Source organism: Klebsiella sp. RHBSTW-00484 (genome assembly GCF_013705725.1).
GTDB lineage: Bacteria > Pseudomonadota > Gammaproteobacteria > Enterobacterales > Enterobacteriaceae > Klebsiella.
The window spans coordinates 1,320,882-1,338,006 of record NZ_CP055481.1 but is presented as its reverse complement, the minus strand read 5'-3'; the positions used below and the strand labels follow the sequence as shown (position 1 = coordinate 1,338,006).

Here is a 17,125-nt window from a genome sequence, read left to right as displayed (position 1 = left end):
AGTCGGCAAGCCTCAACTAATCTTTATGCTCAAACAACACCATTGATTCCAGATGTCCGGTATGAGGGAACATATCCAGCATCGCCAGGCGTTGAATGGTATACCCCGCCTGTAATAAAACGTCGCTATCGCGCGCCAGCGTCGCCGGGTTACAAGAAACATACACCACCCGGCGCGGGGCTAACTTTATAATATGTAACATTACGCCCGCCGCACCGGCTCGCGCCGGGTCGAGCAAAATTTTATCAAAACCGTGTTTCGCCCAGTCCTGGCGGGTGACATCCTCTTCCAGGTTTTCATGAAAGAACGTCACGTTGTGCAACCCGTTAAGCGCTGCGTTTTCACGGCCCTTTTCCACCAGCGCGGGAACCCCCTCAACGCCGACGACCTGCGCCGCGCGTTTCGCCAGCGGCAGAGTAAAGTTGCCCATTCCGCAAAACAGATCCAGCACCCGGTCCTCTGGCTGAAGATCCAGCCACTCCAGCGCCGTGCGCACCATTAACTGGTTCACACCGTCGTTCACCTGGATGAAATCGCGCGGACTGAACACTAAGCGTAGACCGTCAGATGTGTACCAGGGAGATTCTCCGCTAATATGCTCCAGTATCTCGCTTTGCGGTGCCAGATACAGGGAAAGACCGTGAGATTGCGAAAAGCGTTCCAGTTTTTCTTTATCTGCCGCAGAAAGGGCGGCGGTGTGGCGCAATACCATCAGCGGGCCGTTATCCGCCAGCACCAGTTCGACATGACCAAGCTGACGAGCCGCCTTCAGCCCCGACAAACACTCACGGACGGCAGGCAATAACGCACCAAGAGCGGGCACCAAAACAGGGCACTGCACCACATCGACAATTTCGTTAGAATTAGCCTTCCGGAAGCCTATCTGTAATTGTTGGGTCTTTGGCTGATAATTCAAGCTCAGCCGCGCCCGGCGACGGTAGCCCCAGGGTGAAGCGGCTATAATGTCATCGACATCGTATTTCATTAGCCTGGTAAGTGCAGCGCGTTTACTCTGCTGCTGCAAGTCGATGCTGGCGTGCTGTTGCTGGCATCCTCCGCAGACACCAAAATGCGGGCAGCGCGGTGTTTGTCGTTGCGGGCTGTCGCTAAGACGGCGTTTAACCTGCGCGCGGGCATACTGTTTTTTATCTTCGACCAGGACAACTTCCGCCTGCTCTTGCGGTAATAAGCCGCTGACAAACAGCGCTTTACCCTGATGACGCGCAACGCCCTGACCAAAAGGGTCAAGGTCATTGACTGTAACGGTTATGATCTGGCGCGTCGTCACACGCCGTTTTGCAGAGTAGAATTGCGCCATCGTAGAGATTTGTCTCAATTAAATATAACGAGATCGTTCAGAGATGCGTCGGCGGCAAGCAAGTGCAGCCGACATGAAAGCAGCCTGAAGGATAATTCCTATATTCTCCCATAATGGAACCGCATGACCAACTACAGCCTTCGTGCTCGCATGATGATTCTAATTCTGGCGCCCACCGTTCTGATCGGTTTGTTGCTCAGTATTTTCTTCGTCGCACACCGCTATAACGACCTTCAGCGCCAGCTGGAAGATGCCGGAGCCAGTATTATTGAGCCGCTGGCGGTTTCCAGTGAATATGGTATGAATCTGCAAAATCGCGAGTCAATCAGGCACCTGATTAGCGTTTTGCACCGCCGCCATTCCGATATCGTGCGCGCCATTTCTATTTACGACTCGCATAACAAGCTGTTTGTCACCTCCAACTTTCAACTTGATCCCGGCGAACTTCAGCTTCCCAAAGGGGCTCCTTTCCCTCGGCGCTTAAGCGTGATTCGCAATGGTGACTTGATGATTTTGCGCACCCCGATCGTCTCGGAAAGCTATTCACCAGATGAATCATCGGGAACTGATGCCAAAATGCCGGGCAATATGCTGGGCTACGTGGCCCTTGAGCTGGATCTCAAATCGGTACGGCTGCAGCAGTACAAAGAGATTTTCATCTCCAGCGTGATGATGCTGTTCTGTATCGGTATTGCGTTAATTTTCGGTTGGCGTCTGATGCGTGATGTCACCGGCCCGATTCGCAATATGGTGAATACCGTCGACCGCATTCGCCGCGGCCAGCTGGATAGTCGCGTCGAGGGCTTTATGCTCGGCGAACTGGATATGCTCAAAAATGGCATTAACTCGATGGCCATGTCGCTGGCGGCCTATCATGAAGAGATGCAGCATAACGTCGATCAGGCCACATCCGACCTGCGTGAAACGCTTGAGCAGATGGAGATTCAGAACGTCGAACTGGATCTGGCGAAAAAGCGCGCTCAGGAAGCGGCGCGAATTAAATCCGAGTTTTTGGCCAATATGTCCCACGAGCTGCGCACCCCGCTCAACGGCGTAATCGGCTTCACGCGCCTGACGCTGAAAACCAACTTAAATACTACCCAGCGCGATCACCTGACCACTATTGAGCGTTCAGCCAACAATCTGCTGGCGATCATTAACGATGTTCTGGACTTCTCTAAGCTCGAAGCGGGCAAGCTGATTCTGGAAAGTATCCCATTCCTGCTGCGCAACTCGTTGGATGAAGTGGTCACATTATTGGCCCATTCGGCGCATGATAAAGGCCTGGAGCTGACGCTGAACATCAAAAATGATGTTCCGGATAACGTGATTGGCGACCCGCTGCGCCTGCAGCAAATTGTGACTAACCTGATGGGGAACGCCATTAAATTCACCGAGCACGGCAATATCGACGTACTGGTGGAACAGCGCGCAATCAGCAACTCCAGAGTGCAAATTGAAGTCCAAATTCACGATACCGGTATCGGTATTCCTGAGCGCGATCAGTCGCGCTTGTTCCAGGCTTTCCGCCAGGCTGACGCCAGTATTTCACGCCGCCACGGCGGCACCGGACTGGGACTGGTCATCACCCAGCGCCTGGTGAAGGAGATGGGTGGCGATATTTCATTCCACAGCCAGCCTAATCGCGGCTCAACGTTCTGGTTCCACATCAGCCTCGATCTTAACCCCAACGCCGTCCCCGATAGCGTGTCAACCGACTGTCTGGCAGGCAAAAAGCTGGCCTATATTGAAGCTAACGCCACGGCGGCGCAATGCACCATGGAACTGCTGGCAACGACACCTCTGGAGGTGGTCTACAGCCCAACCATGTCCGCCCTGCCTGATGCTCATTACGATATTCTGTTAGTTGGTACTCCAGTGTCAGTGCGTGACCTGGGGCAGCATCGCGATAAGCTGACCAGGGCCTGTATGCTTGCCGATCACCTGCTACTGGCGCTGCCGTGCCACGCCCAGGTCAGCGCCGAAGCATTGAAACAAGATGGCATTACGGCCTGCCTACTCAAGCCGCTAACCTCAACGCGCTTGCTCCCCGCGCTGACGGCCACCTGCCAGGCACAACCCGCTATGCTACCAGCGTATTCAGACAGTAAAAAACTGCCGATGACGGTGATGGCGGTCGATGATAACCCGGCAAACCTGAAGCTTATCGGTGCGCTACTGGAAGACAAAGTTCAACACGTCATCCTTTGCGATAGCGGTCAGCACGCCGTCGATCAGGCCAGGGATCTACAGCAGGATCTGATTCTGATGGATATTCAGATGCCGGAAATGGACGGTATCCGCGCCTGCGAATTGATTCGCCAGCTTCCCCATCAACAGCAAACCCCAGTGATTGCCGTGACGGCGCACGCGCTGGAAGGGCAGCGCGAAAAGCTCCTGAGCGCGGGAATGAATGATTATCTGGCGAAACCGATTGAAGAAGATAAGCTCTACAGCCTGCTGCTGCGCTATCAACCAGGCAAGCATGTTGCACCGCTCGCGGTAACAGAGCCTGTCGAACTGCCGATCGATCATAACGTCACCCTGAACTGGCAGCTGGCGCTACGCCAGGCGGCAATGAAGCCAGATCTGGCGCAGGAAATGCTGCAAATGCTGATCGCCTTTATGCCAGAGGTTCGTAATAGAGTGGAAGAGCAACTGGTCGGCGAGCAGCCGGAAGGGTTGCTGGATTTGATTCATAAACTCCACGGCAGCTGTAGCTACAGCGGGGTGCCTCGCCTGAAGAAATTGTGTCAAACCATCGAAAGCCAGCTACGGGCGGGCACGGTCGCCGAAGAACTAGAGCCGGAGTTTCTGGAACTGCTGGATGAAATGGATAACGTCGCACGCGAAGCATGCAAGCTGATGGGCATTTAAAACGTCATCCCCGGTCTGCGCTGCACGACCGGGGAAAACTTATAGCACTTGCCCCATTTTCAGCACCGCGGCGACGTTTCTCGCCGTCATGCGCACGTTTTCGGCGGCATTTTCAAGTGCCTCATCAAGCGTGCAAATGGAATAAATCACGCTGAATACCGCATCCAGACCGTGATCGTGCACCACACCAACGTCCGCCGTCAGGCTGCCGGCGATACCAATCACCGGAAGGTTGTAACGTTTAGCCACCCTCGCCACGCCAACCGGCACTTTACCGTGAATCGTCTGACTGTCGATACGCCCTTCACCGGTAATCACCAGGTCCGCATCTGCTACGATATCGGCAAGATGCAACGCGTCGGTGACAATCTCAATTCCTGGTCGCAGCTTCGCGCCGCAAAAGGCGTACAAACCAGCCCCCATACCGCCCGCCGCGCCGCCACCTTCAAGGTTCAGCACGTCGAGATCTAAATCGCGGTGAATAATCCCGGCAAAATGGGCCAGCGCCTTATCCAGGCTGACAATCATTTCCGCCGTCGCCCCTTTCTGCGGACCAAATACCGCCGTTGCCCCTTGCGGGCCAGTCAGCGGATTAGTCACATCGCAGGCGACATCAATACGGCATTTAGCCAGACGTTCATCAAGCTCGCTGATGTCAATACGCGCCAGGCTATCCAGCGCACCGCCGCCGAGCGCAATCTGCTGGTTGTCGTGGGTCAGAAGCTTCGCCCCCAGCGCCTGTACCATTCCGGCTCCGCCATCGTTAGTGGCGCTGCCGCCGATGCCGATAATAATTTGCTTCACGCCTGCGTCCAGCGCATGACGAATAAGCTCTCCCGTCCCCCATGACGTGGTCAGCAGAGGGTTACGTCGCGCCGACGGCACGCTCTCCAGACCGCTCGCCGCCGCCATTTCGATAAAAGCGCACTGCTTGTCGCCTGAAAGTCCGTAAAAAGCCGCGACAGGTTCACCAAGCGGACCGGTGACGGTGACCTCAACCTGATACCCCTGAGTCGCTGCAACCATCGCTTCGACGGTTCCTTCACCACCATCCGCAACCGGCAGTTTGACATACTCCGCGTCCGGATAAATTTCCCGAAAACCCTGCTCTATCGCGGTTGCAACATCCAGCGCACTCAGGCTCTCCTTGTATGAATCCGGTGCGATCACTATCTTCATAAGCTGTCCTTAAAATGAGCATTTACCCGGTAACGCGAATATGCCGGTCCCCGCAGGAACCGGCGTTTTCTTAGCGCACCATGCACGGACGCTTGTTGTCAAACGTCCAGTTTGGGATCAGATACTGCATCCCCATGGCGTCATCGCGCGCGCCCAAACCGTGTTTCTGATACAGCTCGTGGGCTTTCATCACCTGATCCATATCCAGCTCTACGCCCAGACCCGGTTTCGCCGGCACCTGCACCATGCCGCCTTTAATTTCAAACGGCTCTTTGGTCAGGCGCTGGTTGCCTTCCTGCCAGATCCAGTGGGTATCGATGGCGGTGATCTTACCCGGAGCCGCAGCCGCGACGTGGGTGAACATCGCCAGTGAAATATCAAAGTGGTTGTTAGAGTGCGAGCCCCAGGTCAGGCCGAACTCATGGCACATCTGCGCCACGCGAACTGAGCCCTGCATGGTCCAGAAGTGCGGGTCCGCCAGCGGGATATCCACGGATTGCAGCGACAGCGTATGCCCCATCTGACGCCAGTCGGTGGCGATCATATTGGTCGCGGTCGGCAGACCGGTAGCCCGACGGAATTCCGCCATCACTTCACGCCCGGAGAAGCCCTGCTCTGCACCACACGGATCTTCTGCGTAAGCCAGAGAGCCTTTCAGATACTTACCAATTTTGATCGCTTCATTGAGCGACCAAGCGCCGTTTGGATCCAGCGTCACACGCGCCTGTGGGAAGCGTTTCGCCAGCGCAACAATGGATTCCGCCTCTTCTTCCCCAGCCAACACGCCGCCTTTCAGTTTAAAGTCGTTGAAACCATATTTCTCATACGCCGCTTCCGCCAGGCGCACCACCGAATCCGGGGTCATCGCTTCATCATGACGCAGGCGATACCAGTCACATTTCTCATCCGGCTGGCTCTGATACGGTAGCGGCGTCGCTTTGCGGTTGCCGACGAAGAACAGATAACCGAGCATTTCGACTTCGCTACGCTGCTGGCCATCGCCCAACAGAGACGCGACGTTTACGCCCAGATGCTGGCCGAGCAGGTCAAGCATTGCGGCTTCAATGCCAGTGACCACATGAATAGTGGTACGCAGATCGAAGGTCTGCAAACCGCGTCCACCGGCATCGCGATCGGCAAACTGGTTACGTACCGCGTTCAGCACATTTTTATATTCGCCAAGAGTTTTACCCACTATCAGCGGAATCGCATCTTCCAGGGTCTGGCGAATTTTCTCGCCCCCGGGAATTTCGCCGACGCCGGTGTGCCCGGAGTTATCTTTGATAATCACAATATTACGCGTGAAGAACGGGGCATGTGCGCCGCTCAGGTTCATCAGCATACTGTCGTGGCCCGCAACGGGGATCACCTGCATCGCGGTAACAACTGGAGTCGTAAATTGAGTGCTCATAATTCAATCCTTATTGCGTAATCAGTGACGGCCGAAAACAGGGCGTTTACGGTCAAAAGTCCATCCAGGGATCAGATACTGCATCGGACCCGCGTCATTACGCGCGCCGCCGGGCAGTCTCTTGTAGGCTTCATGAGCCTTGTTAACCTGATCCCAATCCAGCTCTACGCCCAGCCCAGGCGCATCCGGAACAGCAATTTTCCCGTTCTTAATCTCCAGCGGACTTTTGGTCAGGCGGCAATCGCCCTCCTGCCAGATCCAGTGAGTATCGATAGCCGTCGGCTTGCCGGGTGCTGCTGCACCAACATGGGTAAACATCGCCAGCGAAATATCAAAGTGGTTGTTCGAGTGGCAACCCCAGGTCAGGCCCCAGTCATCGCACAACTGCGCCACGCGTACCGCGCCGGAAAGCGTCCAGAAGTGCGGATCGGCCAGCGGAATATCCACCGAGTTAAGCATCACCGCGTGACCCATTTCGCGCCAGTTAGTGGCAATCATGTTGGTCGCCACAGGCAAACCGGTCGCGCGGCGGAACTCCGCCATCACTTCGCGACCAGAGAAACCTTGTTCGGCACCGCAAGGATCTTCGGCGTAGGTCAACACATCGTTCAGCCCTTTACACAGTGCGATAGCTTCATCCAGCAGCCAGGCACCGTTGGGGTCAACCGTAATACGCGCGTCCGGGAAGCGTTTTTTCAGCGCACGGGCGGTTTCAATTTCCTGCTCGCCGGGCAGCACGCCGCCCTTGAGTTTGAAGTCTTTAAAGCCATAGCGATCCTGCGAGGCTTCCGCCAGACGCACTACCGCCTCGCTGTTCATCGCTTGCTGATGGCGCAGGTGATACCAATCATGGTTGCCCGGCGTTGTCTCCAGATAAGGCAAATCGGTCTTCGTGCGATCGCCTACGTAGAATAGATAGCCCAGCACGGTGACCTCATCGCGCTGCTTGCCCGGCCCTAGCAGTTCGCAAACTGGCACGTTGAGCGCTTTGCCCAGCAGGTCGAGCAGCGCCGCTTCCAAAGCGGCTACCGCGTTCACCCGCAGTTCAAAGGTCCAGGCACCTTTGCCAAAGGTATCAAAGTCAGCGGCCTGATTACCTTTATGCACCTGCTGTACCACCTTATTCAGGCGGGCGACTTCCTGGCCTAATACCATCGGGATAGCATCGACTAGCGTCTGATAAATCACTTCACCGCCCGGCGCTTCACCGACGCCGGTATTCCCGGCATTATCGGTAAGTACCACGATATTGCGGGTAAAGTACGCGTTATGTGCGCCGCCGATGTTGAGCAACATGCTGTCATGCCCGGCCACCGGAATAACCTTCATGTCGGTGATAACGGGGCTTGATTGTGTTGTCATGATGATTGTCCTGCGACAGGTTTCAGTTCGATACGCTTAATATCGCCCACCAGCACCAGATAGCTCAGCACCGCAATCAGCGCATGGACACCGACGTAGATCAGCGCGCCGTTGAACGAACCGGTGGTGCCAACGATGTAGCCGATAGCAATCGGCGTGACGATACCGGAAATGTTACCGAACATATTGAACAGACCGCCGCTGAGGCCGCTGATCTCTTTCGGCGCGGTATCCGCCATCACCGCCCAGCCCAGCGCACCAATACCTTTACCAAAGAAGGCCAGCGCCATAAAACCGATGATCATCCACTCCACGTTGACGTAGTTACAGAACACCATCACCATCGACAACAGCATCCCCATGACGATTGGCGTTTTACGCGCAATATTCAGCGAGCCGGTACGACGCATCAGCCAGTCGGAAATAATTCCGCCAAGCACGCCGCCGACAAAGCCGCAGATAGCCGGCACCGAAGCGACAAAACCCGCTTTCAAAATCGACATCCCCCGCGCCTGCACCAGGTAGACCGGGAACCAGGTGATAAAGAAGTAGGTCAGAGCGTTAATACAGTACTGGCCGATATACACGCCAATCATCATGCGTGAACCCAGCAGTTGTTTGATTTGTCCCCACTTCACGCTAAACGGTACTTTGGCTTTGGCTGCGGCTTGATCCATGTTGATCAGCGCGCCGCCTGCGGCGATGTAATCCAGCTCTTTTTGGTTTACGCCGGGATGCTGATTCGGTTCATGAATCACCTTCAGCCAGACAAAGCTGATAATGATCCCGAGGCCGCCCATAAAGAAGAACACGTGCGACCAGCCCACTTCGTGAGTCAGCCAACCCATGATTGGCGCAAAGATAACGGTGGCAAAGTACTGAGCAGAGTTAAAAATCGATACCGCCGTGCCCCTCTCCTGTGCCGGGAACCACGCCGCGACTATGCGACTGTTGCCGGGGAAGGAAGGTGCTTCAGCTAAACCGACAAGGAATCGCAACGTAAACAGCGCGATGATAATGCCGAAGCCACTAAAGATATCGACGAAGCCTTGCAGCAGGGTAAACATGGACCAAATAAAGATGGACCAGAAGTAGACGCGTTTTGAACCAAAGCGGTCGAGCAACCAGCCGCCGGGGATCTGGCCGATAACATAAGCCCATGAGAACGCAGAGAAAACGTACCCCATACCGACAGCATCAAGGCCAATATCTTTGGCCATCTCCGAACCGGCAATGGATAAGGTGGCGCGGTCACCGTAGTTGAAGGATGTGACGATAAACAGCATCACCACTATCCAGTAGCGAGCATTGGTGCGCTTTTCAGCGCCGCTCGCCGCCTGACTTAATGAACTCATTGTTGCACTCCTGAATCATAGCGTTAGCTACGTTCATTCTGAACAGCACAACCTGTAGGGTACTCAGAATGACGTGTTAGTGTTTTTTCATAATTGTCGTTATATCTGGCACTGCATTTGTAACTGGCAGGAAAAGTATAAAAAGAGGGGTTGACGGGCTCACCGTGCAAATACACAGCTTTCATTGCAGTAGTAAATCTGATTTGTGGCTTATGCCTAACGGCATGGGGGATAGTTCACGGAAATGAAAAGCAAAGCCGGTTCTGAAGGGGAAATAGCGGCACAAAAGACAGGAGTGTGAATCAACTCTCTTGACCCCGTGAAATAGCCCGGCAAATACCCTGGTATGGTAGAGGTTTTAAGGCAAATGCCCGAAGCCGGGACGGCAGAGAATTGTTACGATCTTTTTGGCCGTTAATCCGGCCACTGGCATTGAAAATAAGTAAAAAGGGACGCCCTCTGCGTAGGGAGAGGGCGAAACTTTTCAATCCAGCAGCGTCGCCCACTGCTCTACCCAGGGATTAGAGACGCTTTCGGGCTCAGGATCTTCACTGGCGTCAATCATTAGCATCTCGCCAATTCGCTTACCGCCCTGCTCCTGTAATAACGCATCAAACTTCATACCGCCGCCGCAAAAGTTGGCGTAGGTGCTATCGCCCAACGCGATAATTCCATAGCGCAAATGCGGCTGATACATGTCTTTGATGCCTTCGTACAATTGCACAATATTATCCGGTAAATCACCCTGCCCAGTGGTCGATGTCACAACCAGCGCGTATTTCCCGGTATATGATTCCCAGTCTTTGACCTCTGGATCTTCAAACACTTTTGCTTGATGCCCCAGTCCGCTCAGAATGGCCTGCGCCTCTTCTGCGACCAGGAGCGAATTTCCATACATCGTGCCGACAAAAATTCCGACTTCCGCCATGACTATCTCCCTGGATTATCCTCAACACTCTCATCCTGACCGCTGTCGTCGGCAAACTCAACCCTTTCATTTAGCGGGAGAAGGCCGCGCCAGCCAAACTGCGACAGCGCGCGCATCCAGACGTCGTCCAGACCAGCGCGAATCACCAGCGGCTCGCCGGTAAAGGGATGCGTTAACGATAGCTGGCTGGCGTGCAGCATCAGCCGCTCGCAGCCAAAATGCTCCGCCGCGCTGCGATTTTGCCGCAGATCGCCATGTTTACTATCGCCGATAATCGGATGGCGAAGATGGGAGAGGTGGCGGCGTAACTGGTGTTTACGCCCGGTTTTCGGTTCAAGCTCCACCAGGCTATAGCGAGTCGTGGGATAGCGCCCGGTTGCCACCGGCATTTCTACCGTCGCCAGGCTACAATAATGCGTCACCGCTGGCTGCGGGTCTTTATTTTCGCGGGCGAATTTGTCGGCAATTTTATCCAGTTCCTCGACCAGCGGGTAATCAAGCACCGCTTCTTCACTCAACCAGCCGCGAACTATCGCATGATAGCGTTTCTGCATTTGATGCTGCTCGAACTGCTGCGACAGCAGTCTTCCCGCTTCGCTCGATAACCCCATCAGCAGCACGCCGGAGGTGGGTCGGTCGAGGCGGTGTGCGGTAAACACGTGCTGGCCTATCTGATCGCGCACGGTTTGCATCACCACCACTTTTTCATCGCGATCCAGCCAGCTACGATGCACCAGCCAGCCTGAAGGTTTGTTCACCGCCACCAGCCACTGGTCCTGATAGACGATCTCCAGCATCAGACCTTACCGCCCGCAAACAGCGTATCCAGCAGGACTAATTCCGCCAGTACCTGCTCACGTACCGGATGGGCATTATCCAGAGCCATCTCATAATAGGGGGCGACGGCGAAATTCTGCGGTAGCGGCATCTCGCTTTCCAGAAGTTGATGCATACGCGGGATTAATACCCACTGCAACCACTCCAGCGGTTCCATGGTGTCGAGGCAGAACGGTTGATCGCTGGCGAACGCACGGCTCTCTGGCGCATTTTCCTGCCAGTGTTCCGTTTCGCGCAGCAGCGCTTCAATGGTGAGCAGGCGCTCACGCACGCGATGGTGAAGAGTCATGGGGAACCTCAGTGAGTTGTAAACCGGCGCAGAATAGCAAATTCAGAAGAGAAATAAAAAAAGGGAGCACTGTATAAAACAGTGCTCCCGGTTCGTTTTGCAGCAGTCCAGCTACATTGGTGCTCCCTGCTCATCCTTGAAAACTTTTCCTGAGGTCTCCTGACCATGTTCATCCGTAAACTGTTGCATCCTGCTTCCACACCACCCCGATGTGAAATAACTCATCCGTAAGTCTATCCTGATCTTCCTGATCCACCGAACATCCTGACCGGCTCTCGTTCTCCTTCCTGGAGGTGTCCCTTTACGCTATCCTGCGTTATCCTGTGCTTCATCCTGAAGCCTGTCCTTGCTACGCCTTCCCGGCGGGTCCTGTAGAAGTGTCATCATCCTGATGTTCACTTCATCTCTCGACTCCCTGTCGATGTGTATAGAATCCCTGATTCCGCCTCGTCTTACAACCCTTCTTGAGACAATATCTTAAGATTTATCGCTATTAGCAAGAATCGAAAAATCCATAATCAATTGAATAATATTGCTTTTATCAAAACAAGGGTGATAACGGATCGGCTTAAATGATGACGATCTCTTACAGGTCTTGTAAGAGATCTCTCACAAAGTTTTGGGTGGTTTGGATTACAGACCAGGCTTAAGGGAATTAAGGAAACTCGCAAGCGAGGGAGAAAGGGTGGTCCGTTTACGGGTTCCGAGCGTTTCTTTGATCACTTCACCGCTCATATTACAGACCGAAATCACATCCAGTTCGCTGTCCAGCGTGGCGATAAACAATGTGGGCGACAGCTTCAAACGCTTTTGCACCAGCAGATGACCAATTAAATTCTCCTGCACCCGCTGGAAGTCATCCGGGCTCCAGGTTTGCAGCAGCGTCATGGACTCATCGGCAAAGCGCGCCGTCATATCACCCGCAAACTGAGTGGTATAAAAAGCATGAAGCGGCTGTTGTACCACAATATCCAGCGCCCGTTCAACTGCGCTAATGTTGGGCTCTAAAGAAAACGGCTGCGGCTGCCAGAAAACGCCATCATCATCCGTCGCGCTAATGCACGGCGACGGGATGCCGTAAAGCTCCTCGCTACGCGGCAGGCTGGAGTATTGCTGCTGCCACGCATCGCAATAACGTTGAGTAAATGCTTGCAGCGCTTCTGCGGTTTGATGGTCCACCGGTTTCTCTCTTCACGTTAGACAGGATACACTTGGCATATAGTGTAACCGCTTTAACTATGGTGAAACATGTCTTCTTACGATAATCATCAGGCGCTGGCTGGCCTGACGCTCGGTAAATCAACTGATTACCGCGATACCTACGACGCCAGCCTGCTTCAGGGCGTCCCGCGCAGCCTGAACCGCGATCCGCTGGATCTGCACGCCGATAACCTGCCGTTTCACGGTGCCGATATCTGGACGCTGTATGAACTCTCCTGGCTGAACGCCAAAGGTCTGCCGCAGGTCGCCGTGGGCCACGTTGAGCTGAACGACACCACCGTGAATCTGGTGGAATCAAAGAGTTTTAAGCTTTATCTCAACAGTTTTAACCAGACCCGCTTCGCCGACTGGCAGGAAGTACAGGCGACGCTGGCGCGCGATCTTAGCGCCTGCGCACAGGGCGAAGTAAAGGTGTCGCTGTATCGCCTTGATGAACTCGAAGGCCAGCCGGTGGCGCATCTGCACGGCACCTGCATCGACAGTCAGGATATTGAAATCGACAACTACCAATTTAACGCCGACTATCTACAGGGTGCGGCTTGCGGCAAAGTGGTCGAAGAGACGCTGGTTAGCCATCTGCTGAAATCCAACTGCCTGATTACTCACCAGCCGGATTGGGGCTCGGTGCAGATTCAGTATCGCGGGGCGAAAATCGATCGCGAAAAGCTGCTGCGCTACCTGGTGTCATTCCGCCACCACAACGAGTTCCACGAGCAGTGCGTTGAGCGCATCTTCAACGATATTCAGCGTTTCTGCCAGCCGGAATCCCTTTCCGTTTATGCTCGCTACACGCGACGTGGTGGTCTGGATATCAACCCGTGGCGCAGCAATAGCGAATTTGTCCCGGCCATCGCTCGCCTCGCCCGTCAATAGTAAACATTTTCACAATTTGCGTGCGTTAACGCGCGCGCAAGGTTGTGAAAACGCCGTCAGCAGGGCTATTGTAATCACAGGAAGACGATAATCGTCCTGTAAGGAGTTCACTTGATTACACATGTTAGCCCGCTTGGTTCAATGGATATGCTGTCGCAGCTGGAAGTGGATATGCTTAAACGCACCGCCAGCAGTGACCTGTATCAACTCTTTCGCAACTGCTCGCTTGCTGTGCTCAACTCGGGGAGCCTGACCGATAACAGCAAGGAGCTCCTGTCTCGTTTTGAAAACTTCGATATTAACGTGCTGCGTCGCGAACGCGGCGTGAAGCTGGAACTGATCAACCCGCCGGAAGACGCTTTCGTTGACGGGCGTATTATCCGTTCCCTGCAGGCCAACCTGTTTGCCGTACTGCGCGATATCCTGTTCGTCTACGGCCAAATCCACAACACCGTGCGCTTCCCGAATCTTGATCTGGAAAGCTCGGTGCATATCACCAACCTGGTCTTTTCTATTCTGCGTAACGCCCGTGCCCTGCACGTCGGCGAAGCGCCAAATATGATTGTCTGCTGGGGCGGCCACTCGATTAACGAAAATGAGTATCTGTACGCCCGCCGCGTCGGCAATCAGCTAGGCCTGCGCGAACTGAACATCTGCACCGGCTGCGGGCCGGGCGCGATGGAAGCGCCAATGAAAGGCGCCGCCGTCGGCCATGCGCAGCAACGTTACAGAGACAGTCGCTTTATCGGCATGACCGAGCCGTCTATTATCGCCGCCGAGCCGCCGAACCCGCTGGTGAACGAATTAATCATCATGCCGGATATCGAAAAACGTCTGGAAGCCTTCGTGCGTATCGCCCACGGCATCATCATCTTCCCGGGCGGCGTGGGGACGGCGGAAGAGCTGCTCTATCTGCTCGGCATTTTGATGCATCCGTCGAACAAGTCGCAGGTGCTGCCGTTGATCCTTACCGGGCCAAAAGAGAGCGCCGATTATTTCCGCGTGCTGGATGAGTTTATCGTGCATACGCTGGGCGAATCCGCGCGCCGTCACTATCGCATTATCATTGACGACGCCGCAGAAGTGGCGCGGCAGATGAAAAAAGCGATGCCAATGGTGAAAGAGAATCGCCGCGAAACCGGTGATGCCTATAGCTTCAACTGGTCTATCCGCATCGCCCCGGATCTGCAAATGCCGTTCGAACCGACGCATGAAAACATGGCCAATCTCAAGCTCTACCCGGATCAGCCGGTGGAAGTGCTGGCCGCCGATCTCCGTCGTGCCTTCTCCGGTATCGTCGCCGGTAACGTAAAAGAAGTGGGCATCCAGGCTATCGAGAAGTTCGGTCCGTATAAAATTCATGGCGATCAGTCGATGATGCGCCGCATGGATGACCTGCTGCAGGGCTTTGTTGCTCAGCATCGTATGAAACTGCCTGGCGGTACCGCCTACATCCCCTGCTACGAAATCTGCTCCTGAGTTCTTTTATCCCGGACAGCGGCTAACGCCTTGTCCGGGCTACCTTCCAGTAGATGGCTGTAAACCTGTAGCCCGGCTAAGCGCAGCGCGAGCCGGGAAGAAGCCGCGGTGATGTCTCAGGTCCGGCACATTTCCCGGAGGCGATGCTGCGCATCTGTCCGGGCTACCCTTCCTCACAAACCGCTAAAGCCTCACTCTGCACAAAAGCCCCGCCCCCTCGTCCATTAATCAGTCCGCATGCTTTCCAATAAATTCGATTTCTTTATGAATCTTTTAAAACATTTTTGCACAGCCAATCGTTTGCGTTTCCAAAAAAAGCAATAAATATCACTATAAAAAATACTTTTTAGCGCAAAAACGTCGAGAACATCGCGTTTCTGCAGTAAAAACCTCGTTATTACGCAAGCCCACTATTATCTCATATGCTGAAAATGATAGCCTCCGCGCCACAAATATCTAGCTGATTACCATAAACAGGCTGTTGAACTAAAAATACGCACATTCAAAGTGGATTATTGCATTTGGGATCGCGATCACTGATGCATTCACCATATAAATGTATCTTCCCGCACCAATTGTTACGGAGAAAATGCCTAAAAAACCGTAAACAAACAAATTTCATATTATTCAGTCGTTTTTCTTCATTAGATTTTGTTGCTTCCTCCAGGAGATACAGATGGAAACCACTCAAACCAGCACCATCGTTTCGGATGCTACCCGTAGCGGTTGGCGTAAAACGGATACCATGTGGATGCTGGGCCTGTACGGCACGGCTATCGGCGCGGGCGTACTTTTCCTGCCGATCAACGCAGGTGTCGGCGGTTTGATCCCGCTGATCATCATGGCGATTCTGGCCTTTCCGATGACCTTCTTCGCCCACCGCGGTATGACCCGTTTTGTGCTGTCCGGTAAAAACCCGGGTGAAGACATCACTGAAGTGGTCGAAGAGCATTTCGGCGTCGGCGCAGGCAAGCTGATTACCCTGCTCTACTTCTTCGCTATCTACCCGATTCTGCTGGTGTATAGCGTGGCGATCACCAATACCGTCGAGAGCTTTATGCTGCACCAGCTGCACATAACGCCGCCGCCGCGCGCCATTCTTTCCCTGATTCTGATTGTCGGCATGATGACCATTGTGCGCTTCGGCGAACATATGATCGTCAAAGCGATGAGCGTACTGGTGTTCCCGTTCGTTGTGGCGCTGATGATTCTGGCTCTGTACCTAATCCCTCAGTGGAACGGCTCTGCGCTGGAAACCCTCTCCTTGAGTAGCGCAGCCTCTACCGGCAACGGCCTGTGGATGACCCTGTGGCTGGCGATTCCGGTGATGGTGTTCTCCTTTAACCACTCGCCGATCATCTCCTCCTTTGCCGTGGCAAAACGCGAAGAGTACGGCCAGGGCGCAGAGAAAAAATGTTCAAGCATTCTGGCGCGCGCACACATCATGATGGTGCTGACCGTGATGTTCTTCGTCTTCAGTTGCGTACTGAGCCTCTCTCCGGCAGACCTGGCGGCAGCGAAAGATCAGAACATCTCCATCCTCTCTTACCTGGCAAACCACTTTAACGCGCCGGTTATCGCCTGGATGGCCCCGATAATTGCGATGATTGCTATCACCAAATCCTTCCTCGGCCACTATCTGGGCGCTCGTGAAGGCTTTAACGGCATGGTGATTAAATCCCTGCGCGGTAAAGGAAAATCCATCGAAATCACCAAACTGAACAAGATCACTGCTCTGTTCATGCTGGTCACCACCTGGATTGTGGCGACCCTGAACCCGAGCATCCTCGGGATGATCGAAACCCTTGGCGGCCCGATTATTGCGATGATTCTGTTCCTGATGCCGATGTACGCCATCCAGAAAGTTCCGGCGATGCGCAAATACAGCGGCCACGTCAGCAACGTCTTCGTGGTGCTGATGGGCCTGATTGCTATCTCCGCGATTTTCTACTCCCTGTTTAGCTAATATCCCCCCGCGCCGCTTAACGGCGGCGCA

Annotated in this window: 13 protein-coding genes; 4 read left to right on the top strand and 9 right to left on the bottom strand. The window is 54.2% G+C overall.

Annotation, left to right across the window (positions count from 1 at the left end):
* Positions 1 to 16: 16 nt before the first annotated feature.
* Positions 17 to 1,318: a 23S rRNA (uracil(1939)-C(5))-methyltransferase RlmD gene (rlmD, locus tag HV213_RS06455; RefSeq protein ID WP_181485090.1), complete on the bottom strand. Its 1,302-nt coding sequence runs from the start codon at positions 1,316 to 1,318 to the stop codon at positions 17 to 19.
* Between the two features lie 123 nt (positions 1,319 to 1,441).
* Here rlmD and barA point away from each other — a divergent pair, with 123 nt between their 5' ends.
* The gene (barA, locus tag HV213_RS06450; RefSeq protein ID WP_181485089.1) at positions 1,442 to 4,195 is read left to right on the top strand and encodes a two-component sensor histidine kinase BarA; all 2,754 of its coding nucleotides are present in this window, start codon (positions 1,442 to 1,444) and stop codon (positions 4,193 to 4,195) included.
* Between the two features lie 39 nt (positions 4,196 to 4,234).
* Here barA and HV213_RS06445 read toward each other — a convergent pair whose 3' ends face one another.
* The 8 genes from HV213_RS06445 to syd all read right to left on the bottom strand — a co-directional run bounded on the left by HV213_RS06445 (position 4,235) and on the right by syd (position 12,735).
* Complete coding sequence (locus tag HV213_RS06445) at positions 4,235 to 5,374, bottom strand: glycerate kinase (RefSeq protein ID WP_181485088.1); 1,140 nt, start codon at positions 5,372 to 5,374, stop codon at positions 4,235 to 4,237.
* A gap of 70 nt (positions 5,375 to 5,444) precedes the next feature.
* Complete coding sequence (gudD, locus tag HV213_RS06440) at positions 5,445 to 6,785, bottom strand: glucarate dehydratase (protein WP_181485087.1); 1,341 nt, start codon at positions 6,783 to 6,785, stop codon at positions 5,445 to 5,447.
* Between the two features lie 21 nt (positions 6,786 to 6,806).
* Entirely contained in the window at positions 6,807 to 8,147 is a 1,341-nt protein-coding gene (locus HV213_RS06435; RefSeq protein ID WP_181485086.1) for an enolase C-terminal domain-like protein, read from the bottom strand.
* Positions 8,144 to 9,502: a galactarate/glucarate/glycerate transporter GudP gene (gene gudP / locus HV213_RS06430; protein ID WP_110275879.1), complete on the bottom strand. Its 1,359-nt coding sequence runs from the start codon at positions 9,500 to 9,502 to the stop codon at positions 8,144 to 8,146. The genes HV213_RS06435 and gudP overlap by 4 nt, the downstream gene beginning before the upstream one ends.
* 484 nt (positions 9,503 to 9,986) lie before the next feature.
* The gene (locus HV213_RS06425) at positions 9,987 to 10,430 is read right to left on the bottom strand and encodes a flavodoxin (RefSeq protein WP_181485085.1); all 444 of its coding nucleotides are present in this window, start codon (positions 10,428 to 10,430) and stop codon (positions 9,987 to 9,989) included.
* A 2-nt stretch (positions 10,431 to 10,432) separates the two neighbouring features.
* Complete coding sequence (gene truC / locus HV213_RS06420; RefSeq protein ID WP_181485084.1) at positions 10,433 to 11,227, bottom strand: tRNA pseudouridine(65) synthase TruC; 795 nt, start codon at positions 11,225 to 11,227, stop codon at positions 10,433 to 10,435.
* Complete coding sequence (locus HV213_RS06415; RefSeq protein ID WP_181485083.1) at positions 11,227 to 11,556, bottom strand: YqcC family protein; 330 nt, start codon at positions 11,554 to 11,556, stop codon at positions 11,227 to 11,229. The genes truC and HV213_RS06415 overlap by 1 nt, the downstream gene beginning before the upstream one ends.
* A 633-nt stretch (positions 11,557 to 12,189) precedes the next feature.
* Complete coding sequence (gene syd / locus HV213_RS06410; RefSeq protein ID WP_181485082.1) at positions 12,190 to 12,735, bottom strand: SecY-interacting protein; 546 nt, start codon at positions 12,733 to 12,735, stop codon at positions 12,190 to 12,192.
* Positions 12,736 to 12,804: 69 nt separating this feature from the next.
* Here syd and queF point away from each other — a divergent pair, with 69 nt between their 5' ends.
* From queF to HV213_RS06395, 3 genes are all read left to right on the top strand, one after another.
* Positions 12,805 to 13,650 carry an NADPH-dependent 7-cyano-7-deazaguanine reductase QueF gene (gene queF, locus HV213_RS06405; protein ID WP_181485081.1) on the top strand — a complete coding sequence of 282 codons (846 nt, stop codon included), beginning with the start codon at positions 12,805 to 12,807 and terminating at the stop codon, positions 13,648 to 13,650.
* Between the two features lie 111 nt (positions 13,651 to 13,761).
* Complete coding sequence (gene ppnN, locus HV213_RS06400) at positions 13,762 to 15,129, top strand: nucleotide 5'-monophosphate nucleosidase PpnN (RefSeq protein WP_181485080.1); 1,368 nt, start codon at positions 13,762 to 13,764, stop codon at positions 15,127 to 15,129.
* Positions 15,130 to 15,805: 676 nt separating this feature from the next.
* A complete protein-coding gene (locus tag HV213_RS06395) occupies positions 15,806 to 17,095 on the top strand; it encodes an HAAAP family serine/threonine permease (protein ID WP_181485079.1) in 1,290 nt (429 codons plus the stop codon).
* The last annotated feature ends 30 nt before the right edge of the window (positions 17,096 to 17,125 follow it).